Source organism: Microvirga sesbaniae (assembly GCF_025460805.1).
GTDB classification, from domain to species: Bacteria; Pseudomonadota; Alphaproteobacteria; order Rhizobiales; family Beijerinckiaceae; genus Microvirga; species Microvirga sesbaniae.
This window is the reverse complement of sequence record NZ_JAMXFJ010000043.1, coordinates 1-24,031: the sequence shown is the minus strand read 5'-3', so window position 1 is coordinate 24,031 and position 24,031 is coordinate 1. Positions and strand designations below refer to the sequence as shown.

At 61.7% G+C, this 24,031-nt stretch carries 17 protein-coding genes and 1 tRNA gene; 6 read left to right on the top strand and 12 right to left on the bottom strand.

Annotated features, from left to right (window positions below):
- Nucleotides 1–163: 163 nt before the first annotated feature.
- Complete coding sequence (locus OCW50_RS28670; protein WP_262299929.1) at nucleotides 164–2,986, bottom strand: DNA translocase FtsK; 2,823 nt, start codon at nucleotides 2,984–2,986, stop codon at nucleotides 164–166.
- A 93-nt stretch (nucleotides 2,987–3,079) separates the two neighbouring features.
- Between OCW50_RS28670 and OCW50_RS33560 the strand changes: the two genes are divergently transcribed.
- Complete coding sequence (locus tag OCW50_RS33560) at nucleotides 3,080–3,496, top strand: NAD(P)H-dependent oxidoreductase (protein WP_373371530.1); 417 nt, start codon at nucleotides 3,080–3,082, stop codon at nucleotides 3,494–3,496.
- A 125-nt stretch (nucleotides 3,497–3,621) separates the two neighbouring features.
- Here the strand turns inward: OCW50_RS33560 and OCW50_RS28660 are convergent, their stop codons facing one another.
- Complete coding sequence (locus OCW50_RS28660; RefSeq protein ID WP_262299927.1) at nucleotides 3,622–3,900, bottom strand: hypothetical protein; 279 nt, start codon at nucleotides 3,898–3,900, stop codon at nucleotides 3,622–3,624.
- A 731-nt stretch (nucleotides 3,901–4,631) separates the two neighbouring features.
- Here OCW50_RS28660 and OCW50_RS28655 point away from each other — a divergent pair.
- Nucleotides 4,632–5,297: an AAA family ATPase gene (locus OCW50_RS28655; protein WP_262299926.1), complete on the top strand. Its 666-nt coding sequence runs from the start codon at nucleotides 4,632–4,634 to the stop codon at nucleotides 5,295–5,297.
- Nucleotides 5,298–6,197: 900 nt separating this feature from the next.
- Here the strand turns inward: OCW50_RS28655 and OCW50_RS28650 are convergent.
- From OCW50_RS28650 to OCW50_RS28620, 7 genes are all read right to left on the bottom strand, one after another.
- The gene (locus OCW50_RS28650; protein ID WP_262299925.1) at nucleotides 6,198–6,386 is read right to left on the bottom strand and encodes a hypothetical protein; all 189 of its coding nucleotides are present in this window, start codon (nucleotides 6,384–6,386) and stop codon (nucleotides 6,198–6,200) included.
- A gap of 216 nt (nucleotides 6,387–6,602) precedes the next feature.
- Nucleotides 6,603–6,866 (bottom strand): hypothetical protein, encoded by a 264-nt coding sequence (locus OCW50_RS28645; protein WP_262299924.1) that lies wholly within the window; start codon nucleotides 6,864–6,866, stop codon nucleotides 6,603–6,605.
- Between the two features lie 282 nt (nucleotides 6,867–7,148).
- Nucleotides 7,149–7,224: transfer RNA gene (locus OCW50_RS28640), tRNA-Ile, on the bottom strand.
- A gap of 98 nt (nucleotides 7,225–7,322) precedes the next feature.
- Entirely contained in the window at nucleotides 7,323–8,000 is a 678-nt protein-coding gene (locus OCW50_RS28635; protein WP_262299923.1) for a CYTH domain-containing protein, read from the bottom strand.
- Nucleotides 8,001–8,283: 283 nt separating this feature from the next.
- Nucleotides 8,284–8,631, bottom strand: a complete 348-nt coding sequence (locus tag OCW50_RS28630; protein WP_262299922.1) for a hypothetical protein — start codon at nucleotides 8,629–8,631, stop codon at nucleotides 8,284–8,286.
- Nucleotides 8,632–9,069: 438 nt separating this feature from the next.
- Entirely contained in the window at nucleotides 9,070–9,672 is a 603-nt protein-coding gene (locus OCW50_RS28625) for a hypothetical protein (RefSeq protein WP_262299921.1), read from the bottom strand.
- A 419-nt stretch (nucleotides 9,673–10,091) separates the two neighbouring features.
- A complete protein-coding gene (locus OCW50_RS28620) occupies nucleotides 10,092–10,244 on the bottom strand; it encodes a hypothetical protein (protein WP_262299920.1) in 153 nt (50 codons plus the stop codon).
- A gap of 574 nt (nucleotides 10,245–10,818) precedes the next feature.
- On the opposite strand from OCW50_RS28620, the gene OCW50_RS28615 reads away from it, so the two are divergent.
- Entirely contained in the window at nucleotides 10,819–12,549 is a 1,731-nt protein-coding gene (locus OCW50_RS28615) for a CocE/NonD family hydrolase (protein ID WP_262299919.1), read from the top strand.
- A 595-nt stretch (nucleotides 12,550–13,144) separates the two neighbouring features.
- Here the strand turns inward: OCW50_RS28615 and OCW50_RS28610 are convergent.
- On the bottom strand, nucleotides 13,145–14,527 hold the full coding sequence (locus OCW50_RS28610; RefSeq protein ID WP_262299918.1) for a cytochrome P450: 1,383 nt from the start codon (nucleotides 14,525–14,527) through the stop codon (nucleotides 13,145–13,147).
- 1,023 nt (nucleotides 14,528–15,550) lie between these two features.
- On the opposite strand from OCW50_RS28610, the gene OCW50_RS28605 reads away from it, so the two are divergent.
- Nucleotides 15,551–16,864, top strand: coding sequence for an adenylate/guanylate cyclase domain-containing protein (locus OCW50_RS28605; protein ID WP_262299917.1), 1,314 nt, complete (start codon nucleotides 15,551–15,553; stop codon nucleotides 16,862–16,864).
- Nucleotides 16,865–17,246: 382 nt separating this feature from the next.
- Here the strand turns inward: OCW50_RS28605 and OCW50_RS28600 are convergent, their stop codons facing one another.
- Complete coding sequence (locus OCW50_RS28600; RefSeq protein ID WP_262299916.1) at nucleotides 17,247–18,443, bottom strand: IS256 family transposase; 1,197 nt, start codon at nucleotides 18,441–18,443, stop codon at nucleotides 17,247–17,249.
- 211 nt (nucleotides 18,444–18,654) lie between these two features.
- Nucleotides 18,655–20,796: a helicase-related protein gene (locus OCW50_RS28595; RefSeq protein ID WP_262299915.1), complete on the bottom strand. Its 2,142-nt coding sequence runs from the start codon at nucleotides 20,794–20,796 to the stop codon at nucleotides 18,655–18,657.
- Nucleotides 20,797–21,043: 247 nt separating this feature from the next.
- On the opposite strand from OCW50_RS28595, the gene istA reads away from it, so the two are divergent.
- Complete coding sequence (gene istA, locus OCW50_RS28590) at nucleotides 21,044–22,297, top strand: IS21 family transposase (RefSeq protein ID WP_262299914.1); 1,254 nt, start codon at nucleotides 21,044–21,046, stop codon at nucleotides 22,295–22,297.
- Entirely contained in the window at nucleotides 22,294–23,166 is an 873-nt protein-coding gene (gene istB / locus OCW50_RS28585; RefSeq protein ID WP_262299913.1) for an IS21-like element helper ATPase IstB, read from the top strand. Before istA ends, istB begins: the two co-directional genes overlap by 4 nt.
- Nucleotides 23,167–24,031: the final 865 nt, after the last annotated feature.

Genomic DNA, 24,031 nt, shown 5'->3' with positions numbered 1-24,031 from the left:
TGTTTTGGGTTTGTCCCCGGGTCAACAACTTTGGGCCCGGGGGGCGCCCCACGCGCTCCCCGGGGCCACGGTGTGGAGATGAGATGGGGCTGGCAGGCTCCACCGACTGCTAGAGGCTGAGCCGATGCTCGTTTGCGTGTGCCAGTCCGGCCTGCTGCCAGTCTCAGTCCTCGTCTGCTCCACCCGTTCCAATGAGGATCTCTCGTTTGCCCGCATGATTAGCGGGCCCGACGATACCCTCCTTCTCCATCCGCTCCATGATTGACGCTGCGCGGTTGTAGCCAATCTGCAGCCGGCGCTGGATGTACGAGGTTGAGGCTTTCTTGTGTCTGACCACGATCGAGACGGCCTGGTCGAACAACTCGCCCGATCCTAGCCCCATCTCGCCGTCGTCGAAGACCGGCGTCTCCTCGGGTTCCTCTTGCTCTTCGTCCTCGGCGGTGACAGCTTCCACGTAAACGGGTTTGGCCTGCCGCTTGAGATGAGCAACAACTCGTTCGACTTCCAGGTCGGAAACAAAGGGGCCATGCACGCGAGCAATGCGTCCGCCTCCTTGCATGTGGAGCATGTCGCCTTGTCCCAAGAGCTGCTCGGCGCCCATTTCCCCTAAGATCGTGCGGCTGTCGATCTTCGAGGTGACCTGGAACGAGATCCGGGTCGGGAAGTTCGCCTTGATCGTGCCGGTGATCACGTCCACCGACGGGCGCTGGGTGGCCAGGATCACGTGGATGCCGGCCGCGCGCGCCATCTGGGCCAGGCGCTGGATCGCGCCCTCGATCTCCTTGCCGGCCACCATCATCAGGTCGGCCATCTCGTCGACGATCACCACGATGTAGGGCAGCGAAGCGAGATCCATCACCTCGTCCGTATAGGTCAGTTCCCCCGTGTTCTTGTCGAAGCCTGTTTGGACCGTTCGCGTGATGACTTCCCCCTTCTCGCGTGCTTCCGAGACACGGGCATTGAAGCCATCGATGTTGCGCACACCGAGCTTCGCCATCTTCTTATAGCGATCCTCCATCTCTCTCACTGCCCACCGCAAGGCGATGATCGCCTTCTTCGGGTCGGTGACCACGGGCGTGAGCAGATGCGGGATGCCGTCATAGACAGAGAGCTCAAGCATCTTGGGATCGACCATGATCAGCCGGCACTGCTCTGGCGTGAAGCGATACAGCAAGGACAGGATCATGGTGTTGATCGCCACCGACTTGCCCGACCCGGTGGTGCCGGCCACCAGCAGGTGCGGCATGCGGGCCAGATCAGCGATGACGGGCTCGCCGCCGATCGTCTTGCCAAGGCACAGCGGCATTTTCTGTGTTGAACTCCTGAACTCCTCCGACTCCAGGATTTCGCGCATGTAAACCGTCTCGCGCTGCTGGTTGGGTAACTCGACTCCGATAGCATTGCGGCCCGGAATGACCGCGACACGGGCGGAGACCGCGCTCATCGAGCGGGCAATGTCCTCCGAGAGGGCAATAACACGCGACGACTTAATGCCAGGGGCCGGCTCGAACTCGTAAAGGGTCACCACGGGTCCCGGATGGACATGGATGACGTCACCCCGGACGCCAAAATCGCGGATGACCCTTTCGAGCCGGCCAGCCGCCTCTTCGAGAATATCCTCGGTCAGGATCTCCCCTTCCCTTTCCGGGGCCTCGGTCAGATAGCCGATGTCGGGCAACTCGTAGGCAGGGATAACCTCCCGATGCGTGATAGGCTTGGGCAGCATGATGATTTCTGCCGATGGACGGGGAGCCATCGGTTCAGTTACCATCTCGGGTTCCCCTTCATCCAGCCTTTCCGGGTCGGTTTCGACCTCTATACAGTCCTCGTCCTCCTCAGTCATAGGGCTTAGATCCGAGCCAATCCCATCGGAATGGATCCCTGAAGCCGTGAATGCATCCTGATCGATTGAGACTTCCAGGGAGGACAACGATACCATCAGACGGTCTGAGACAGGCTCAGGTGCAGAGACATCGATGGCCAGATCAGGATGATCGTTCACCTCAGCCTCAGCGTCATCAGCAGCCCCAACAGGCGCAACTGCGCCTCCGGCTTTGACAGCCGTGGAGGTCGGTTCAGCTAAAGTCTCGATGACGGAGCTAAGCTCGTCGGGATAGAGAGCTAAGTACCCGAGATCCAGATCAACGACCTTGATGTCGATTGGTGCAGCTGAAGCTGCTTCGCATTTGATGGAGGGCTCCTCCGTCTCGAGGAACTCTGCTTCATCAAAGAACTCATTCGCTGCGGTTTCATGGATCGAGCCGGGGCCATCTTCAGGTGCTTCTGTAGGAGGATGATCCGATACTTTCGGCTGAACGGCAGAAGCGCCAGCCTGCCATGAACTGGTTTGCCAGGAGAAGGACAAGCCAACTGGTGCTGTCCAAAACGAATTCTGAAAATGGGCGACAAAACCGTCGGGCGTCACGCCTTTATTATGGCTGGTTCCTACCTCAACCCCGCTCGCGTCCGAAACCTCTGTCGAAAGCACCGGCTCGGCAGAGCCTGCAGAAGTCGGGGTCCCATCTTCAGACGGGATGTCCAATGTGGTGATGTCTTCTGGGTTGCTTCCGAATTCCGCCTGAATCTGAGCAAGCTGGTGATGCACAACTGGATCCGGCTGCGGCCGGGACTGTGGAGGCGCCAGCAACTGCTCAACCGTCGGTAAAGCGGAGGGCTGCACGGATTCTGAAGAGTGGCGCTTGGAAATAGGGCTGCGGCGATTCAAATCGGGTTCTTTCTGTTTTGGTTCTTGCTGCAATTTCCGGCCCGGATGATCGGGTGTCCGGGTCAAAACGAGATTTCTGTCGACAACGAAGGCGTCCCACCAACCCGGCACCGGCAAGCCCGCGGCAGCCCAGGGCGTAGGCCAAGAGGGGGCGGCGTGCCGCTGTTGATCAAGTGCGAGGAAAGAACGTTGCGCCGGCGGTTCGGTGTTCTGCGCCGGGGGAGTTGGCGCATCAAACGGTGGTTTCGAGGTCGGTCGCATGATCTCTAGGCACCCGGATGCCGCGGGTTGAGTGCGGCGAAGCATCTCCGAAGATTTAGGCATGAGAGGTAAAGGGAGCGTTAGAGACCCGGCTTGGCCGTTGATCCCTTGCTGCTATCCGTCGTCAGGTCCAGGATCTCAGCCGATGGGTCGCACGTTGCACCCTGGTATGATCAAGACGTTGCTGATCGTGTATCATTCGATGACCGGAGGCACACGGCAGATGGTCGAGGCCGCTGCCCTTGGCGCAGCTGTGGAGCCCATCGTCCGCGTCCGCCCGCTTCGGGCGCCGGCAACTCAAGCCGCCGACCCCTCCTCGAAGCAGATGGCTACATCTTTGGTACCCCCGAAAACCTGGCTGCTTTGGCCGGCATGATGAAGGACCTCTTTGACCGTACCTACTATCCGGCGCTCGATCGGATTAGCGAGCGTCCCTACGCGACGCTGATCGGTGCCGGCAGTGACGGTCACAACGCCGCGCGTCAGGTGGAGCGCATTGCGACGGGATAGAGGCTCAACGCCGTGCGGATCTGCTGATCGTTTGCACCCATACTTAGACCCCGGAGGTCATCTTGGCCCCAAAGGTCATCGGCCCAGACAACCCATGCTTGTGCGCTGCCAGCGTGAATGCGGGACTACTCTGACCAGTTATCATGACCGACAGCCAAAGCGCGCAGTGTGATGTCACCGGCGATTTTGGCTGACTCGAATCCCTCCGGGGTTGGCTCGAAAGACTCCAACAGGAAGAACCCACCAACACCTCCAAGCAGTACAAGACTGATGGGTGCGTTCTCATTGCCCTGCTCCTGCACGAGGGAGAGCATCAGACCTCCGATTTCGCTAAAGGCATGCTTTTCGTCGAAGTGTAAGGTCTGTATTACAGCCCGCTGCGGGAACTGAATGACGTCCGCCATGCCTAGCCCTTCCCACCTGCATTACTGATTTACAGTCCGCCAAAGCCATCTTTGAGCCTCGTCTAGGCTGCCGAAGGTGTGCTCCGTCTCTGTGAAGGGAGCGGGTCTTTCCTCTGGAGGAGCGTCTGCAAGGAGTTTCACTGTCCATGTGGCTTTGTCCGTTTTGCCACTCCGGACGAGACTGGCGATAACTGCTCTATCGAGCAGCACGTCAAAGCTGCTAGGCGCAAGTCGAAAAGCGTGTAGTTCATGCTTACGCCTCTGCCTGCTTCCGGACGCGGACATTAGGTTGCCCATGGTTGAGGAACTCAATCCCCGCAGCTTCGAGAACCGCTTGAACCACGTTTACGTTCTGGGCTCTCCCGGCTATCAGTCCTGTGCCAGAAGCCTCCATGTTGCGGATCGTGTTGACGTTCACCCCTGCTCTCTCGGCTAAGTCGGATTGATCCATCTCACTAAACACACGAGCGGCTTTGAGTTGGTTTCCAGTTGTCGGCACACTTGCCCTCATAACGTATCTTTCGTGTATTCTAACTAGATATCTATCGAAAACAGACAAATAGACCACCAATTTAGTTCTCATCCGATTTCGTGGGCCGGGCTTCAACCGCCCCTAGTCGGGGTCTGACGAGACCCGTCGGTGAGGGCGTTTTGCTGTCCGCCCAGCGATAAGGCTCTGTTAACCATACTCAGCCACGATTCTTTGCCTGATCAAGACTGAGGGAATTGGCATGAATGTCGTGGTGTTTGCGTCCCGCAAGGGCGGTTCGGGGAAGAGCACCCTTGCGGCGCATCTGGGGAGCTATATGGCCGAGAATGCCCGGCCGACGCTCCTGATTGACGCGGATCCGCAGGGGTCCTTGGCCCTTTGGCACCGGGTCCGGGGCTCACGGGATCTTGGGCTCCATATTGGCGCAAAGCATCTTGCGACCACCTTGACGAAGGCGCGCCGTGCCGGGGCCGAATGGGTCCTGATCGACACGCCGCCGAACGCGGAAGCCCCTGTGGCCGAGGCGATCTGGCATGCGGATCTCGTCGTGATCCCCATGCGCCCAGGGCTGTTCGATGTCGATGCAGTCCAGGCCACGATCCAAATGTGCCGTGAACTCAAGAAGCCCTATGCAGTGGTCATCAACGCCGCGCCGGCCAAGAATGGTTCGGAGGATCCAATGGTTGTGGATGCTCGAGGGGCGATGCAGGCGCTCGACGTGCCGACATGGGCCGGTCAGATCACCAATCGCCCTGAGTTGTCGCTCTCTCTAGCCCATGGGGCTGGTGTTAACGAGGCCCACTCCGGATCGGCTGGTTCGGAGGAGATCGGCAGCCTCTGGCGCGCGCTCACAAGGAGCTTCGAGGCGATGAAGGCGATGGCGGGAACCCAGTCGCAATCGGCCTGACCGGCATGAGGGCAGCTCAGGACAGGACGGTGAGCAAAGTCGCCGTTCTATCCGCTGCTTTCAGTGATGGCGGTGGGATGAGATTGTCTTTTTGATAACATCCAAAGTGTGATGTCATGTCCTTGGCACGCAATCACCCTGTCCGATGGATCGAGCGACCTTCGCCGGAGCGTTTCGCTTTCGGTCCTACTCCTGAAAGCAGACAGGGCGTGGGTCAGGACCAAAGACCCACCCCTCTTGCTCGGTTGCAGATGGACAGGGACCCCTTAGCCTATGAGACGCGGCTCAAGTAGTTGCCCTTACGGGAGTTACGCCGCTCCGGCGGAGAGTTAAAGCGAACCTCTCTCGGCTGGGGCGTTTCCTTTTAGCTCGACCTGGCCGGCCAGCGCCCCATTCTACCGCGCTCATCTCGGGCGCCTTGTGTCGGTTGACCATCACTTCAAGCTCACCCCAGCTGTCTGTCGGCGACAGGCCGCAACATGATCGGGGCTCGAGTTTCAAGCGGATTTCAGGTGGGTTTGGGAGGACCGCAGGTGACTGCATATCGGGCTGCTGCCTGATGCGGCACTCGTCCTTGAGCTTTGCGAGCATCGGCGCCGTCAGCGTAGCGCCGCGTGAGCCTCTGCTGAGGACCCCGCGCTTCCACTCATATGTTAGGTCGAGATCATCAGCGTATCGATCAGCTCTTATCGCGAGAGCTCATCCTTACTCCCATCCATCCATGATGATCGTGCGATCACGTCCTGTCCTGGCAAAGAGAAGCGCTTCGTGCGTGGCAGAGGCGCTTCTCTTCCAGGGAGATTCGGCCCCCCAGCCGTTCCTTCAAGGACACGACCAATATGCCTGAGGTCCAGCGCTTTGGCTGTATCGCAACGAGCACAGGTATCGAACAATATGGCCTTAGAGCGCGGCCAGCAGCAGGCTCAGGCCGATCAGGGCGGCAAAGGAAACGACAAACCGCACGGCGGCTTGTGTGAATGTCGGGGCATGTGTCGGAGCAAAGACAGGCGCTGCAATCTCTGTCGGCGGCATGATGAAGACCTCGATGAATGCGGCAGGTTCTGGAAAATAGTGGAAGGGGCGATCCAATTGTGTCGCTCGGCGACGCGATATGTCCGATTTTGGCGCTGATGTCTGTAGCCGGAAGGTCACAGGGCGGGTCTTGATGCGCGTGATCCGCTGGCTTTTGAGAGCAGCATTGCCGCTGGCTCAGGATGACGTACATTCATGCTGTGCGTCATTCCCTTGGCACACCAGCGCTCCGGTCGAGGTATCAGACAGCACCTCGGCCGGAGTGCTTCTCTCTCATTCACCCTGAGACGCAGTGCCTCGGTTGTTGGTCTTCACGGCGGATTGGCCGAGCCAGGTGCACAGCTCCTCCAAGGACGGGAAACTGTGCTCGATCTCCCGGAACGGCGCAGGCCGCCTGCTCCGCGGCAGGTCCCCCAGTAACTCGGCGGTCCAGGTATAAGGCTGGCGCAAGCCGCTCCTCACCATACTGGCCACGATGATGTCGCCGAGGAGAAGGTCATAGGCGCCGGGCGCCAGCTGGATTGGGCTGTAGGTCATTGCGGGCTCCTGTCCGAGGCCAGTTGGCGATCGATCCACTCACAGGCCATGGCGAGGACCGTCACCCGCTCCGGAGCCAAGATCAGAGTGGGCTGCCGATCGGGCCTGGAAACGAGGGCTATCCAGTCCGGGCCGCTCGGGCTGAGATGGATGCAATAGCCGTGATGGTCGACGAGAGCGGCATCCTGTGAGGGAGAGGGATCGGTCATCATCGGACGGGAGGGTTCTGTTGTATGGCAGTGACGTCTAGGATGCGCGCCTTTGCTAGGCTGGATTGATATGTGGTGGGCCCGGAGGGACTTGAACCCCCAACCAGACCGTTATGAGCGGCCGGCTCTAACCATTGAGCTACAGGCCCCACCCCAGCCGTCATGACCGGCCTCGGCAGGCAGGCTGTACTTGCCATGACCCTGATCTTCAAGCAATCCGACAAGAGGCCATGTGTCCTGGACGGGATCAGCGCCCGCGCGGTTGCAGCGATCGGGCAAGGTCGCGGATTACGCTGTCCTCGATCGTGAGCCCGTCGAGCTCCTGAGTTTCCTCGGCATCGAAGGAGGCCTCGGATCGTGCCTGTCCCTGGGCCTGCTGAGTTGGAGACGGCTCTGCCTCCTGATCGTGGTTATGTAGGGCATCGAGCAGGCCATGGAGGGCCGCATTCGACACCTCCACTGCGGGCACGGAGGGCAGCCCGGCGAGGGCGATGGCGCGCAGCCGGTAGCTCGGATCATCCGAGATCTCGGGACCGAACCAGGCCGGCGGCTGGAATTTCCCCGCGGCCTTGTCGTGCTTGAACGCCACGCTGACCAGATCGAGCGGTCCTGGTGTGACGAAACGCTGGATGGTGGCAACATGATTGCCGATATCGACGGCAATGCTCAGATACTCGATCTGTCCTGCGGTCAAGCCAAGCAGGGCCTCGGCCTGCGCCGGGGAAATCTCAGTCGCGTCCTCGCTCGAACCCTTTGCGGAATGCGAGGCAAGGACCAGGTGGCCGATATCGCCTATCACCTGCACATGCGTGCTGCGGACGGGATGCTCGGGAAAATAGCCGTGCCGGACGAGGTCGCCTGCCCTCTCCCTCTCGATCAGCCGGGCCAGGCCAGAGGCTAGTAGAAAGACACGGATGGAACTCATAGGACAGCCTTTCATCATAGGGCGGTAGCGCCAAGGTAGGTTTTGGGTTCAGGCCAGGAAAGGCAACCCGCTCCTCTCACCGGGACAGTTCATGGGTTCACGATGGTCCCCCGACCCCTTAGCAGCCCACGGCATCCCCTCGCCTCTTCCGGCGATCCGGCGCCTGATCAGCTTGTGTGCCTCCCTTCCACCTGAATGAGATTGGTTTTGAGCAGATATGGCTCCCCAGTCCATTCCTCTTAAGGAAGTTCGGGCGCCGTAATGATCCCAGGCACATATTTGATCAACGATTCCGGAACTTTGGGCATGGGCAGCCGATCATATCTTGCGCCACGCCATCCCCATCGGCATCGAAGGCGGAAGCCTGGATCACGTAGCCTTCCGCTTCCACCCAGGCGATCATGAACGAGGGTGTCAGCGGGGATCCGGAGAGGTCGACCATTGCCACACGGTCCTTATGCAAGGTGAAAGCGATCCTTCTGATCCGCGGCAGATCCGCCACGATGCTGTTCTTGGGATAACGCGGAATGAAATCGACCGGCTCACGCAGATACTCCGTGTCGCCATAGGTCCAATCGAATTTCGCGTTGTTCAGCAGTTGATGCATCAGTGCGAAGCGCTCCGGCGTCATGCCGTCTATTCCATTTGGTCGATCTAGGGCAGATACCCGAACGTCGGGTCGGCGGAAACTGTAGCTGTCAGTAGGTTAGCGCCGCTTCTCAGCTGCTTTCCTCACCTCTCGTGCCGTGACCCGTCGGGAAGGTGCGGAAGGATCATATCCAGAGCGTTTCCGAAAGTCCTCCAGCGTCTGCTCTCTGGCAAGGATTTGCCGCAGTTCTTCTAAAGCAGGTTGCAGGCACTGTTTGGTGTCGGGCTTCGTCTTGCTCATGCGCGATGCCTTTTGCTGGAGGCGCAAACTTCATGCTGCCGTACCGAGTCCTCATTCAGCAGGATTTTGTTCGTGCAAGGCTGATTGATGGGTCGTGCTCGACCTCCTAAGCAGCCAATCAGTTTCGCTCCTTCTCCCTGCCATTGGGCGTAGAACCGGCACCTACCGTAGGGATGTTATCTACCGCCCTGGCGTCTCCGTCGACCTCATGAGCTGGCGCAAGGCTGCTGTATCTGGCTCACTTACGACAGTCGGTTCTTTGCCGCGGGGCTTCACAGCGGCCTTTTGGATACCGGATGATGACATAGCGACGGCGGCAACCTGCAGATTGCGAGCCTGCTTCTCGAGCAGCTTTGCTGAGGCTGCTTTGTCCTTTTGGATCGCGCCGGTTTTCTCCCCAATGGAATCTGTCCGGGACACATCACGGGTGACGTCATTGGGTTGGCGGTTTGCACCTTTGGCATCAGGCCTGACGGGAGAATACTCGACCCGAGCCTGCTCGCGGGACTGGGACAGCCGACTGATCTCGCGTTGTGCTGCGGCGAGATCGGCACGAAGCTGGGCCATCTCGGAGAGTGAGATTCGAGTTTTGGTCTGCTCGGCAACAAGCTGGGTTTGCGTGGCCTGCAAGCTTGCGACCTGATCCTGAAGCTGGCGTTCAATAGTAGCCGACGTGTGCCTCACGACAGCGAATGAACTCCATCCTGCGGCCGCGGACAGACTGAGCGCAAGGATTAGACTGCGGTGTACGTTCAATAAACGTGGCGCAGACTCTTGGAACATGGGCGCCTCCCGCGTACGCAAGATGACCGAAATTCAGCGTCCCTCATTCGGACCCACGGTTGGGGCGACAAAGAGGCTGAAACAGACCAGCTCGGGCTGCCGGCCGCCACGCTGCGGGTGTTTTCGTTGTCTTGGTTAAGACGGCGTAAAAATCAGCGAGCTGATGAACGGCCAGGTTCTCGTGTAACAGGCTTGCGACGATGGCCGTTGCAAGCCGCTCTGCAGCAACCTTGGCACTTGGAATATCGCTGGCGACTGCCCTATGACTGGGTGTCGACTCAACGTAAGATCGGTATAGAGGCGGTATCCTGCGAGACAGGCGCGCCTGACTACATCTTATAGTTGTGGTGGGTTGTGGCTCGTCCTCGTGGGAAAAGCGACTGTGCCAAGCTGGTTCGCCCACCCACTGGGTTCACGACCTAAGTCGAGATGCGGTACGGCCAGATTTTAATACTGGCTGCCAGCTCGAAGATGCCGCAAGCCGCGGCCAGTATGGCACCGAAGATCGCGAGATCGGCTACATCCCACTTCACTTCATCGGTGACCAACGTGGCGAGCAGGGGCAGCAGCATGAGCGCTGCAGCACCCCAGACCACTGTCCTCCCACGGCTCCCGCCGCCTGCCATCGATCTCCATGCTTCCTGCCATTGCCTTGCCTCCAAGCATAGGCCACGAGCGGGCCATTGGCTCAGGTAATAAGTGTCAGATTTCGACTACCAGCCGGCCGATCCAAGGTCTGAGGAACAGCGATTCTTAGAGTTGGCGCATAGTAAGACTCGACTTTGCTCAGGCAAAGAGCCCGATCGAGATAGCTCCATCGCCCGAAATGCAATTGCTTCTGCTGTCGTTGAGAGCGAGCATTCCGCCTCTCGCCTCCCGTTGCCTGCCGAGTAGCCAACGGGAGGCGAGCCGGACTAATTTTCTAGCCGATTACAAAACGGGAGGAAAAGCTCAATGAAGAGTCCATCCAGGATACGAGCGCCCATGTCCCCGGTCGATCGACGGCCCGCGACATGGATGCCAGACAGAGCCAAAACCCATCGATCCGCAACCTACACCTCGGTCTTTGCCGCAGCTGCGGTCCTCACGTTTGCGTCCCCAGCATGGGCTGCCCTCGATAAGGGGCCCTGTTCGGTCAAGAAGGAGGTGGATCTCGCTACCAAGATGCGGGATGGCACCGTACTGATGGCGGATGTGTACCGGCCACAGGAGCCCGGGAGCTATCCGGTTCTGCTGATGCGCCTCCCCTACAACAAAGATGCGGCGCAGACTTACGTTTACGCCAAACCTGAGGAGTACGCCTCCCACTGCTACATCGTGGTGATCCAGGACGTGCGAGGACAGTACAAGTCGCAGGGCGAGTTCTATCCGTTCCGCGACGAGGGCAAGGACGGCTACGACACGGTGGAGTGGGCCGCCCAGTTGCCTGGATCAAACGGCAAGGTCGGCATGTACGGCTTCTCCTATGTCGGGGCGACGCAGTGGCTCGCGGCCGCGGAAAAGCCGCCCCATCTGGTGGCGATCGCGCCAGCCCACACCTCATCAGACTACTACGACGGATGGTCGTACGAGGGTGGCGCCTTCTCGCTGGCGTTCAAGCAGTCATGGCCGCTGACCTCAATCGCCATGTCCGGGGTCCGGAGGCAGGGGGATCAGCAACTGCTCGACGACATCCAAAAGGCCGCTTCCGATCTGCCAGCCCTGTATAAGCACGTGCCGATCAGCGACTATCTGCCGAACTCTCAGAACGATCAGCGGATCGCACCGTATTATGCCGACTGGGTCACGCATGACACCTGGGACGATTACTGGAAGCAGTGGAGCATCCGCACCCGGTATCAGGACATCCAGGTGCCGGCCCTGAACTTCGCCGGCTGGTACGACGTGTTCATGAAGGGCGGCACCGAGAACTTCATCGGCATGCGCGAGAAGGGCGGCTCGGAGGCGGCTCGCAAGGGCCAGCATCTGGTGATCGGCCCCTGGATCCACCTGCCCTGGGTTCAGAAGGTCGGCGAAATCGACTTTGGGCCTGAGGCAGCAAACCCGATCGACCGGCTGCATCTGCGTTGGTTCGACTACTGGCTCAAGGGACAGGCTAATGGGGTCGATACCGAAAAGCCGGTCCGGGTGTTCGTGATGGGCGCCAACACGTGGCGTAAAGCCGACAGCTGGCCGATCCCGGGAACCAAGTTCACGCCGTACTACCTGCACAGCATGGGGCAGGCCAACACCCGCTACGGCAACGGCTCACTCTCGCTCGAGAAGCAGGAGGCCAACCAGGCGCCCGATAAGTACCGCTACGACCCCGCCAATCCTGTCCCAAGCGCGGGCGGGCATTCGTGCTGCACCCCGGATGTGGCACCGGTCGGGCCTTACGATCAGGCCAAGATCGAAGATCGGGCCGACGTTCTGGTGTACATGACCCCACCCCTTGAGCAGAGTATGGAGGTGACCGGACCGGTCCAGGTGTTCCTGTATGCACAGTCCTCGGCCCCGGACACGGACTTCACCGCCAAGCTCGTCGATGTTCATCCGGACGGCAAGGTCTACAATCTTGGCAATGGCATCATCCGTGCCAGCTCACGGGAGACGCTCGAGAAGCGGACCCCCATCGAGCCGGGCAAGGTCTACGAGTACAAGATCGACCTCTGGCCCACGTCGAACCTATTCCAGCCGGGTCACCGCATTGGGCTGGAGATCTCCAGCTCGAACTTCCCGCACTATGACCGGAATCCGAACACAGGCACTGAGTTCGGCCAGGAGACAACCCTCAAGGTTGCAGACCAGACGATCCTGCATGATGCGGATCATCCCTCCCGGATCATCCTGCCGGTTATTCCAACTCCGATCCAAACGAGTACGACGGCCTCTCGTTGAGTCCCTCTGGCCCCGCCTCGGCGGGGCCTCTTTGCAACCAGCCGCAGGGGGATCCTGCTGACGCAAGAATTCTATCGCGAGAGAATCCGGACTAAGGGCATGCTCCGTCTCACATGAAGGTAGACCATCTCGGCCTTAGCTTACTGGTCACCCTCTTCACTGCTCTCGAGAGGCTCACTCGTCTCCATGATGAAATTGTAATTGGTCGCGGAGACGTAGAGCACGTCAGTCCCTAACAGAGAGAACGTTACCGTTCCGCTGCTGTCGACGCTAACGGAATCCGCTTCGAGTTGGAGAGACTCCCCAGAGACAAAGTTGACCGTCCAGCCTTTGACCACGAGAGCGGCGCGAGATCCCCGCGGCTTAGTCGCACCTCTCTTGGCGGCTCCCCGTTTCACAGCGCCTCTTTCGGTGCTCCGTCCCCGAGTGGCTGCTTGCTTGCCAGTGCCTTTCTTGGAAACCCCACGATCCGCTGTGCGCGCTCGACTGACCGACTTGGTGGTTCGTGCCATGACTTGCTCCTCTCGGCTGTACCTATCCTTTGACTTAGAGAGCTCTCCAGTGCTGGAAACGAAGTCTTGCCGACGGCAGAGACTTATCGGCGTCGGAGTTGGAATAGCGGCGCGTGATCCGGCTGGGTGGTCACAACGGCGACGGGCAAGACCGGCCGACTTGTCACCCGTTCGATCCGGAACGAGCGCATGAGTTCGGCCAGCACCAGGGTGGCTTCCGTGAGAGCAAAGTGAGCACCAATGCACACGCGAGGCCCGACACCAAAGGGCAGGTAGGCGAAGCGATCGATGGCCGCGGTACCGGGCAGAAAACGTTCCGGGACAAACGCGTCCGGCTCGTGCCACCGCTTCCGGTGCCGGTGCAGCACCCAAGGCGAGATGATCGCGAGATCGCCCGGCCTCATCTCGACACCCGCGACTTCGTCTGACTGGCGGGCTGCCCGGACGATCACATAGGCCGGCGGGTAGAGGCGCATGACCTCGTCCAGCACCGCCCGCGTGTAGGTCAGCTTGCTGAGCGGAGGCTCCGCCCCACTGTCCGACACAGCTGTTGTGGCCTCTTGGGCGATCCGCTCCTGCACCTCCGGCAGGTGCGCTAGCAGGTACACCGACCAGCACAGCGCCACCGCGGTGGTCTCGTGTCCGGCCAGGATCATGGTGGCGATCTGATCCCGCAGTTGCTTGGGCGAAAACCCCTCCCCGCTCTCGGGGTCGCGAGCCGCCATGAGCAGGTCGAGCAGATCGCGCGGACCACTGGCATGGGACTTGGCCTTGAGCCGCTCAGCCATAATCTGGTCGATCAACCGGATCCAGCTTCGCCGGAACCAGGCCCGCGCCCAGTCATGGGGTGTCGGAATGCCGATGGGCACAACAAAATCGAGCAGGTGCGGTCGGCCGAGCCTTTGGCCATAGCGCATGATCTGCTCCCGGAGCGCGGAGCCGTGCTGGCCCATCTCGAGGGAGAACATGGTGCGCCCAGCGATCTCGAGGGCGAGGCGCTGGATCACGGGAAAGAGATCCACCCGCTCCTTCTTTGTGGCAGCGAGACTGCCGATCATCTCAGTCGTGGCTGACCGGATATGCGGAATGAGAAGCTCGACTGACCGCGGCGTAAAGGCAGGGGCCAGGGTCCGCCGCTGATGGCGCCAGGCCGGTCCCTCACTGGTGAACAGCCCTTCTCCGAGCAGCGGCTTGAGGATCCGGAGGGTGGCGCGGGTTCGGCCATAGGCCTCCGGGTTATCGACCAGAACATGGCGGATGGCTTCGGGGGCATTGAACAGAACCGAGGAGCGGCCGAAAAAGCGACGGACGATCACCTCCTCCTCATAAGCCCGCTGCGACCAAACGCGAATGTTGTTGGTCCGCATCAGCGAGGCGAGCTGGCGCGGCGAGAGGTTCTCCGGAGCAGGATCCGGATGCGGCGGGGTGAAGGATCGGATGTCCTCAGGCGCGACGGAGGTCTGCATCGGCTATATTTAGCACGTTCAGCCCCCGAGGCAGAGATGCCGGACCCCAAGGACAGAGGGCACAATCCACCCGATGGGGCGGACTTGAAGCTCCGCCTCGCAGGATCAGGAGGCACCGAGGGTCGGTCGCAGCCTCATTCGGAAGGAATGAGTGTCGATAACCGACGCCAGGAACGGGAACCGGTGCAGCAGCTTGGACGCGAAGGCGGACCGTGGATTTCGGAAGTGATCCTTGGCGGCCAGCCAAGCTCGCCGGGAGAATTGAGAATCATCCGAGCACGAATTGAGTGCTCAATCCTTTGAGGCAGTGTTCCGACAGGGGAAGTTTCGGCCGTTCGGCGCGAGCCGGTTGGTACCAGCTTGGTACCGGGTCCGATCAGAACTCTGGGTAAATGCCCAAAAAGGCCTTGGGCCTATGGTAGCGGAGGTCCGCTTCAGCCAATCCCCCCGACATGGCACAGCCTTATTCTCCTTCAGGTCGAACTGAAGCCCCACGCACTCGTTCTCTTTACGTTCTAACCCCCAATCTTGTTTGGGCCATGATGGTCGAGCGGCTCTCTGATTTCCCATGGGTGATCGTCCGGGTCGATTGTCCCCTCTGCCCTCACCGAAGGGGGCAGTACAGGCTGACTCGGCTGGCCGAGAAGTTCGGGGCAGACATCCAGCTATGCGAACCTCTCGATAGGTTCTCGCTCGACTGCCCAAGAAAGTCGCTGCCGTGGGAGCGACCACCCAACCAGTATGACCCGAATTGTCAGGACCGGTTCACCGACCTGGAGGCGACCAGCCGCCCTCCCCCTGACGTACCGCCTATCATGCGGAAACTCACAGTCATTCAGGGTGGGAAGGATTAAGCGCCGAGGTCCAGTCCACTGCACCTACACTGCCCAAGCGCGTCCGGTTAGAGCGGCCAGATTGGCTTTATAGCCCACAGGATCGTGGCTATACTGTCTCCGAGTGGTTGCGGCCTACATCGCTCTTTCAGCATCGGTTAAGCCGCGCCCATGTTCGCAGGATCGTGCAATGCAGCCCGACACCCGCTATGCGAAAAGTGGCGATCTTCACATTGCCTATCAGGTTTTCGGCGCGGGCTCCGTCGATCTCGTGCTCGTGCCTGGGTTCATCTCCAACGTGGAGGAATCCTGGGAAAACCCTAGCGCGGCGCGCTGGCTGGAGCGGCTCGGTCGCTTTGCCCGTGTGATCGCGTTCGATAAGCGAGGGACAGGGCTCTCGGACCGGGTGGGGACCGTACCGAGCTTGGACGAGCGAATGGATGACGCCAGAGCCGTGATGGACGCGGCTCAATCCGAGCGCGCGGTTCTGCTTGGTATCTCGGAAGGGGGTTCGCTTGCGGCCATTTTTGCGGCGAGCCATCCGGACCGCTGTAGCTCCCTCATCCTTTATGGCGCGTTTGCGAAATTCTCTGGCTGGTATCCGACCGAAGAGAAGCTGGCCGCGTTCTATCGCTACGTTGAGGAGAAATGGGGCACGGGAGAGAGCGTTTGGAAGTACGCTCCGTCGATGGCTGACGATGCCGGATTCAAGAAGATTTGGGCTCGCCACGAGCGGGTCGGCGCTACGCCTGCCGCCGCCAAAGCCCTCATGCGGATGAACCAGGAGATCGACATTTCCGATGTATTGAGCGCGATCCGCGTTCCGACACTGGTGATCCATCGGACGGGCGACATCGCAGTGGGAATCGACGATGGCCGCTTCTTGGCCCAGCACATCCCGCATGCTCGACTGGCTGAATTCGCTGGAGCGGACCACCTCCCCTACATTGGGGAGAATGCCGATGACATCGCCGACGAAATCCAAGAGTTTGTGACCGGTTCTCGGCCCGATGCGGAGCCGGATCGCGTCTTAGCTACAGTGTTGCTCACAGACATTGTGGACTCCACCAAGCAGGCATCGGACCTCGGTGACCGCCGCTGGCGCGCGTTATTGGAGCGGCACGATGACGTTGTGCGCCAGGAAATTACCCGATTGCGAGGGCGGGAGGTGAAGTCACTTGGCGACGGAGTTCTCGCCACCTTCGACGGTCCTGCACGAGCAGTTCGGTGCGCGGCGGCTATCCTCCAGGCGACACACTCCCTTGGCTTGCAAGTCCGCTGCGGTCTGCACACGGGTGAGATCGAACTCAAGGGAACGGATATTGCCGGAATTGCAGTTCATATCGCAGCCCGGATAGCAGCCCAAGCTCAAGGAGGACAGGTTCTCGTGTCGAGCACTGTCCGTGACCTTGTCGCAGGCTCGGGGCTCCGTTTTGTCGATGAAGGTGCTCGCTCCTTGAAGGGGCTGTCCGATGAGGTTCGGGTGTTCTCTGTGGCGGACTAGACCTGCTGTGACTTTGCTGGCCCGCCGTCTGGAATACAGGGCTCCCGCTACCTCCTCGAAAATAGTGCGGAAGCTCACACTCATTCAGGGTGGGAAGGGCTGACTCCAAAGGTCCAGCCAACCAGACCATTCGGCCCAGGTGACACAATGCCCTATTAGGGCAAAAAGAACCCGGCTGCTTTTGCAAGCGCCGGGATCGAGGAATGTACATCTCGTAAGTCTTAGACCCGTCGCACAAGGGGAATGCGGGGATATGACGGGTCCGCATGTGTTGCTAATCCAATAGCACCCAACAGGTTCCAGAGTTTGATGCGTTTTCTGGCGGAGTTGCTTCGGATTGTGTGCGTCAAGTTCTGCAAAGCGGGGCGGCCATACAGGCTGGCTAAGCGGCTTCGCGGAGTTGATCCTTCTTGTGCTCCTTCAGGTCCTCCATGTTGAGGTAGCGGTGAGCTTCGAGCCAGTTCTCATGCGTCTCCACGGCCAGTGCCCGCACTAGCCGGCAGCATGAGGCCGCATTGGGAAAGATCCGCACCACGTAGGTGCGCCGCCGGATCTCCTCGTTCAGGCGCTCGAGCATATTGGTGCTCTTGAGGTGCTTATGGTGCTGGCGCGGCAGCCGGTAGAACGTGAAGGTCTCCTCGATCGTCTCCTCGGCCCAGGCCACCAGGCGCGGGTAGCGGCCCTCCCACTTGCCGATCCAGGCCGCCAGATCGCGCTGGGCCTCCTCGACCGAGCGCCGGTCGTAGAGCCAGCGCAGCTCCTGTAGGCAGTCGTCATCGGCCTTGCGCGGCAGGTGATCGAGAGCGTTCCGGAGGAAGTGAACGTAGCACCTCTGGTAGGCGGCCTCACTCAGCACCTCGCGGATGGCAGCTCTCAGCCCGGCATGGTCGTCGGCCACCACCAGCTCCACGCCGGAGAGGCCGCGCTCGCGCAAGCTCAGCAGAAAGGTCTTCCAGACAGAATGGCTTTCCCGGTTGGCCATCTCGACGCCCAGGATCTGGCGCCGCCCATTCCAGTCGATGCCTACCGCAATCAGCACCGCCTGCGAGGCGACGATGCCGCCCTCGCGCACCTTCTCGTAACGGGCATCCAGGATCAGGTAGGGGAACGGCTCCTCGAGCCGGCGGGCGGCGAACTGGGCTAGGCTGTCGTCCAGGCGCTTGTTGATCGAGGAGATGGCCGAGGCCGAGAAGCTGTGGCCGCACAGCTCCTCAGTGATCGCCTTGACCTTGCGGGTGGAGACGCCCTGCACGTACATCTCAGCCAGCGTGGCCACCAGCGCCTGCTCGGAGCGCTGATAGCGCTCGAACAGCTCGGTCGAGAAGCGGCCGTCTCGGTTCTGCGGCACGCGCAGCTCCAGTTTACCCACGCGGGTAACCAGCGTCCGGCTGTAGTAGCCCGAGCGGTAGCCGAGGCGGGCAGAGGTGCGCTCGCCCTTCTCGGCCTGGAGCGCATCGCTCATCTCGGCTTCGAGCACCTCCTGCATGACGGCGCGCACGATCTCGCGCAGCCCGTCCGGGTTGTGGCTCAGAAGGTCCTTGATGGCGGCAGCGGCAGGTTTATCCTTGGTGCTGGTCATGGTGGGGCTCCTCTCGGAGGGTGACTTGGACATCACCATCCTGCCACGACCGCCCTGCTCAGGCGATTTGCAGAACCTTCGTCACACTACTGGCTCAAATCATGGGCCCGAGCGGGTGACCTGTTGAGAAAAAGCTTGCAAACTGCCCCGCGATTAGACGACCGGATCAGATCCTGTTCTGATCCGACAGAGCAAGCCATGGACTTTCGATCTAGCCCCTATGCCCAGCGGTCACGCGCTTGGCCACCCGTTTCGTGGCGGTCTCCTGCAAATGGCGTTGGATGGCCTCGTTGGCCTGCGCCCGCACGTGCCGCATCCGGTCCGCGTCGTCGAAGGCGTCCGGGAAGCGCCGCGACAGCCACAGGTAAGCTCCCGCGAGCCGCACCGTGCGCTCCTGGTAGTCGAGCTCGGCTAACGGGTTGCCACGCAGCGCCGGAACGCCGGAGCCCGAGGCCAGCATCTGCGTCCATCCCTTGAGCACTTGGAACGAGAGCTCGTCGCGCTGGTCGATCGGCGCCATCGACAGGGCGACCCTCTCCGTCAGGTTCAGCCTGGTTCGGTCGACCATCTCCGCGGCCTGCAGCATGGCGTCCATGTCCGAGGGCTGGAATGGCGAGCCCTCGTAGAAGGCGGCCTGGGCGAAGTGCGTGAGCACCTCATGCAGGCTCTCGGTGCGCAGCTCGGAGGCCGCAGCCCTGATCGCCACGAGGTCAGGGCGGGCGTAGAAGCGCGAATCCGCGGCCGGTGCCGCCGGAGCGCCGGCGAGGGCTTGGCGGATCGGATCAATGCCCTCCTCCGTGGTGGCGGCCACGTAGCCGACCTCGTGGTGGCCGAAGCGGCCAGCGCGCCCGGCGATCTGGCGTATCTCAGGGTTGGTGAGCGGACGATCCTCGCGCCCGTCGAACTTTCTCAGGGAGGAGAACACAACCCGCTGCAGGGGCCCCAGGTTGAGGCCCATGCCAATGGCGTCGGTGGTGACGAGCACATCGGCTTCGCCAGTGCGGAAGCGCTCGGCCTCCGCGCGACGTACTTCGGGGGAAAGCGCCCCATAGATGGTGGCCACAGTGTGCCCCAGGCCGACGAGAACTTCGCGCTGCTCGTGCACCGCCTGGCGTGAGAAGGCCACGACGGCGTCGCCGGCCTTCACCTCCTCCAGGGGAACCGGCTCGTCGAGCAGGACGAGCGGCGTCTTGCGCTCGAAGGCGACCACCTCCAGGCTCTCGCTGGCAGCCTCGGCGGCCCGGCGTACGTAGGGGAGTGCATCGTCGGAGCCGGCCAGGATTAGGGTCTTGGCCGGGATGCCGAAGAGCGCGTTGGTCCAGGCCCAGCCGCGGTCCGGGTCGGAAATCATCTGGATCTCGTCAATTACCGCCACGTCGACCGTGTGCTGCAGATCCGCGGTCTCGATGGTGCGCGAGACGTGGGTGGCGCCCTTGTCGCCGAAGACCTCCTCGCCTGTGACCATGCCGGCGTTGAGGCCGCGGTCGCGCAGGACCTCGTAGTTCTCCAGAGCCAGGAGCCGCAGGGGAGCCAGGTAGGTGCCCTTGTTGGCCGCCGCGAGCCTCTCCAGGGCGGCGTGGGTCTTGCCGGAGTTGGTGGGCCCCATATGGAAGACGATATGACGGGCCATGCCGCGCGCGGCGCGGAACTTGTCGATGTAGGTGCCGAAGCCGACCCGCTCGCGCAGGTTCCGGATGCCGGCGTCCTGGCGGGCCAGCTTCCTCGCGTGGGCTCGAAACTCCTTGAACTTGCCGGGCAAGGCCCGGACCAGCTCCGGGGAGAACGCGTACTGGCGCGAGCGCAGGGCATGGTCCATGTGCGCGGCGTAGCTGGCGGCGCCCGAGCCGACCTCGGCGAGGTCCGCGCGCACGTCCTCACGCAGCCGGTTGACCATCCGGTGCATGGACGTCCCCGTCTCCCGCTCGAGGCCATCGATCTCGGCCTTGAACTCATCGAAGCGGTGGTGCGGGTCGTTGCGGACCGCCATTCCGTGCAAGATTTCCAGCATCTGCGGCGTGGGCGGCAGCATGAGACGCAGCTCCATGCGCCCGTCGTCCAGGAGCGGCAGGCCAACCCGCACGGACCACGCGACGGCGCCGTCCTCGCCCACGGACCAGCGCAGGGACGGGACCGCCCTGGCGAGCTCCCTGGCCCCCTTTGCAGCCCATTCTTTAAGGCCATGCATCTCGGTGAGAGCGGCGGCCACCCGGCCGTCGTCCACGAATCCGTTGTGCTCGGGCAGGCCGAGGTAGCGCCGGAGGCCCTCGGCGTCGACGTCATGCCGCGATGGGGCCACCCTGCGGATCGCGTCCTGGACGATGTCGGCGGTCTCTTGGATTCGCTTGCGTGCCATGCCTTAGCGTTCCTGCCGGGAAAGACAGTGTCAACGCCGCTCGTCGCGAACGGTGCCGTCCCCAACGGCAGATCCTCCATGTTGGGCTGCAACGCGCCGACGCCTGTTGATACCGGAGTGACACTCCCCAGACCTGCCGATTGAATTTTCCCCAGGTGAGCGCAGCTGCCGATCGTTCCGGCCACCGCTGGGAAGACCGGCAGGCTTTCTTCGCCGATGCTGCTCCTGATGGTCAGGAGGACAGGCGGTGATCCAGCTTGGGGAGGTAGTCATGATCCTGGAATGGCACCGGCAGGGCCTGTCGGTCTCGGCCATCGCCCGCCAGAGCGGCCTCGATCGCAAGACCGTGCGCAAGTACATCCAACGCGGCTTGGAGGCGCCGGCCTATGGTCCGCGCAAGCCGCGTCAGACCGTCCTCGATCCCTTCACCGGGTACTTGCGGGAGCGCGTGAGCGCCTTCCCGGGCCTGACCGGCTCGCGCCTGTTCCGTGAGATCAGGGAGCACGGCTACACCGGCGGCTACACCGCCGTGACCGACTTCCTGCGCGAGATCCGTCCTGCAACGCCATCCTCCTTCGAGGTCCGCTTCGAGACCGCACCCGGCGAGCAAGCCCAGGTCGACTTCGCCCAGTTCCAAGTCGTCTTCACCGATGAGCCCTCGGCACCGCGCATCGTGTGGCTGTTCTCGCTGGTGCTCGGCTACAGCCGCCTGATCTGGGCCCGCTTCGTGCTGCATCAGGATCTGGCCACTCTCCTGCGCTGCCATGTGGCCGCCTTCGAGGCGCTGGGCGGCGTGCCGCACGAGATCCTCTATGACCGCATGAAGACCGTGGTCACCGGCGAGGCCACGACCGGCGGCATCGTCTACAACCGCGCCCTCATCGATCTGGCCCGCCACTTCGGCTTCCATCCCAAAGCCTGCCGGCCGTACCGGGCCCAAACCAAGGGCAAGGTCGAACGGCCGTTCCGTTACATCCGCGAAGACTTCTTCCTGGCCCGCTCCTTCAGCAATCTCGAGGACCTGAACCGGCAACTGCAGCATTGGCTGGCCACGGTGGCCAACCCGCGTGTGCATGCCACCACCCGCCGCGTCGTCATGAAAGCCTTTGCCGAGGAGCAGTCCTTCCTGCGGCCTTTGCCGCTGGCTGCGTTCCGCTCGGTGCTTCGCCTGGAGCGGCGGATCTCACGCGAGGGCATGATCAGTGTAGGCGGCAACTTCTACAGCGTGCCCGACGCCACCCGCCGGCGCGTGGTCGAGGTGCACACCCTGGCCGACGAGATCCGGATCTTTGAAGATGGCCAGCTGATTGCCGCCCATCCGATGCTCGAGGGCCGGCATCAGCGCCGGGTGGCTCCCGGGCATCGCAAGAGCGTGCCCACGGGGCCCAGGCGTGGATCTGACGCGGCCCCGGTCAGCCGCACTGGTGATGTGGTCGCGCAGCGTTCACTGGAATTCTATGACGCGGTCGCCCGCCACCTGGCCCGGGAGACCCGCGCATGAGTGCCGCTCTCGAGCTCACCCCCACTACTCTGGAGCGGATCCGCCAGGATCTGGTCGGCCTGAAGATGCCGCGCGCCCTGGAGGCGCTCGACGCGATTGTGCGCCGGCTCGAGCAGGGCGAGATCAGCGCGCTGGAGGCGATCGATACGCTGCTGTCCGAGGAGCTGACCCTGCGCGAGAACAGCCGCATCAAGACCGGTCTGCGCATGGCGCGGCTGGCAACGATCAAGACCCTGTCGGGCTTTGACTTTACCTTCCAGCCTTCGCTCGACCGGGACCGGATCCTCACCCTGGCACAGTTGGGCTTTATCGGCCGCTGCGAGGTGGTGCACTTCCTCGGCCCGCCCGGCACCGGCAAGAGCCACCTGGCCACGGCGCTGGGCGTGGAGGCGGTCAAGGCCGGCCGGAGCGTGTACTTCTGCACACTGGCGGATCTGGTCGGCCTGCTGGCGCGGGCCGAGCGCGAGGGGCGTCTCGCGGAGCGGATCCGGTTCTTCTGCCGGCCCGCCCTGCTGATTGTGGACGAGATCGGCTATCTGCCGGTGGTGTCCGGCGGCGGCAACCTGTTCTTCCAGCTGGTCAATGCCCGCTACGAGCGCGGAGCGATGATCCTGACCTCGAACCGCGGCTTCGCCGAATGGGGTGAGGTGTTCGGCGATCCTGTTGTGGCCACCGCCCTGCTGGATCGGCTTCTGCATCATGCGGTGGTGATCCAGATCGAGGGCTCCAGTTACCGGCTGCGGCAGCATGCCGAACTGATGCCCGAGCATGTGCGCTCCAAAGCCCTGATCACGCCGCCTGATCCGGCGCCGGTCCTGCGTCGTCGAGGCCGACCTCCGAAAAATGGCCCGATACCCCTGGGGACGTGACCGGCACAAGTGGGGAAAGTTACTTCGGCGCTTCTGGGGACGATTCAAACGGTATTGACAGACGCCCAAGGCGTCGAGCTGGTGCTCCTGGCATCGGATGTCGTGTTTGCGGCGCGCTGGCTTGGGCGAAACCACCGGAAGGCTGCCCGATGACATTCTGGGTGAACCGCCGGTCGGTCTACCCCGTGTATTCTCAAGAGCGGTAACTATGTCTCGTTTGTAGGCGCTGCCGGTTAGGTAGGCCTCAAAGCCTTCTCTGATTTCTCCGATGTCTTTGATCGATTGCCTCGACAGGATCTGGATGCATGAGGCTGTGTGGATGCGTGATGAATCTCCCTTGCATTCGCCGGCAGATCGCGTATGTGTCCCCTCCCCGCGCCGCTGCGAGAGCAGATGGGCGCCTTTTCCAGACACGGTGACCATCAGTTCCTGAGCCCTTGCGCGGGAGCGATGTTGCGCCTTCAGACACGCGCAGTTCGAGGCCTGACCGGCCCGAGTGCGGGTCTTGAGGGCGAAGCCCCACGTGTCTGGCCTAGTCCATGAGCGATGAAGTTTCGACGTGCATTCGAAGTGTTCACCTGCTCCTCTGGCGACAATCCGCACACCGGTCGAAAGTCCTCAGACTCTTCGACGAAAACCAACTCAGAAATGGTATCATTTCTGTGAACGTGATTGCTTTACCTGTACTTAGCATAGTTAACAAGTTCTCTCAGAAAATCTGCAAAGAAATTCTGAAACGTGTTGACCTAGGGAAGGGGTTCGGTTAGAACAACTTCATCGGCGGCGGGGTTCTTCGGGCCTCTTCTGCTTCGGACTTCAAGGCCTGGTTGGCCCGCAAGGGTGATCGGGATGCTTGGGGTTCTCT

Excerpts from the sequence above, each read along its gene's own strand:
- OCW50_RS28670 (WP_262299929.1), bottom strand. The coding sequence starts at position 2,986 with ATGCGACCGACCTCGAAACCACCGTTTGATGCGCCAACTCCCCCGGCG.
- OCW50_RS28660 (WP_262299927.1), bottom strand. The coding sequence starts at position 3,900 with ATGGCGGACGTCATTCAGTTCCCGCAGCGGGCTGTAATACAGACCTTA.
- OCW50_RS28655 (WP_262299926.1), top strand. The coding sequence starts at position 4,632 with ATGAATGTCGTGGTGTTTGCGTCCCGCAAGGGCGGTTCGGGGAAGAGC.
- OCW50_RS28645 (WP_262299924.1), bottom strand. The coding sequence starts at position 6,866 with ATGACCTACAGCCCAATCCAGCTGGCGCCCGGCGCCTATGACCTTCTC.
- OCW50_RS28635 (WP_262299923.1), bottom strand. The coding sequence starts at position 8,000 with ATGAGTTCCATCCGTGTCTTTCTACTAGCCTCTGGCCTGGCCCGGCTG.
- OCW50_RS28630 (WP_262299922.1), bottom strand. The coding sequence starts at position 8,631 with ATGACGCCGGAGCGCTTCGCACTGATGCATCAACTGCTGAACAACGCG.
- OCW50_RS28625 (WP_262299921.1), bottom strand. The coding sequence starts at position 9,672 with ATGTTCCAAGAGTCTGCGCCACGTTTATTGAACGTACACCGCAGTCTA.
- OCW50_RS28620 (WP_262299920.1), bottom strand. The coding sequence starts at position 10,244 with ATGCTGCTGCCCCTGCTCGCCACGTTGGTCACCGATGAAGTGAAGTGG.
- OCW50_RS28610 (WP_262299918.1), bottom strand. The coding sequence starts at position 14,527 with ATGCAGACCTCCGTCGCGCCTGAGGACATCCGATCCTTCACCCCGCCG.
- OCW50_RS28605 (WP_262299917.1), top strand. The coding sequence starts at position 15,551 with ATGCAGCCCGACACCCGCTATGCGAAAAGTGGCGATCTTCACATTGCC.
- OCW50_RS28600 (WP_262299916.1), bottom strand. The coding sequence starts at position 18,443 with ATGACCAGCACCAAGGATAAACCTGCCGCTGCCGCCATCAAGGACCTT.
- OCW50_RS28595 (WP_262299915.1), bottom strand. The coding sequence starts at position 20,796 with ATGGCACGCAAGCGAATCCAAGAGACCGCCGACATCGTCCAGGACGCG.
- istB (WP_262299913.1), top strand. The coding sequence starts at position 22,294 with ATGAGTGCCGCTCTCGAGCTCACCCCCACTACTCTGGAGCGGATCCGC.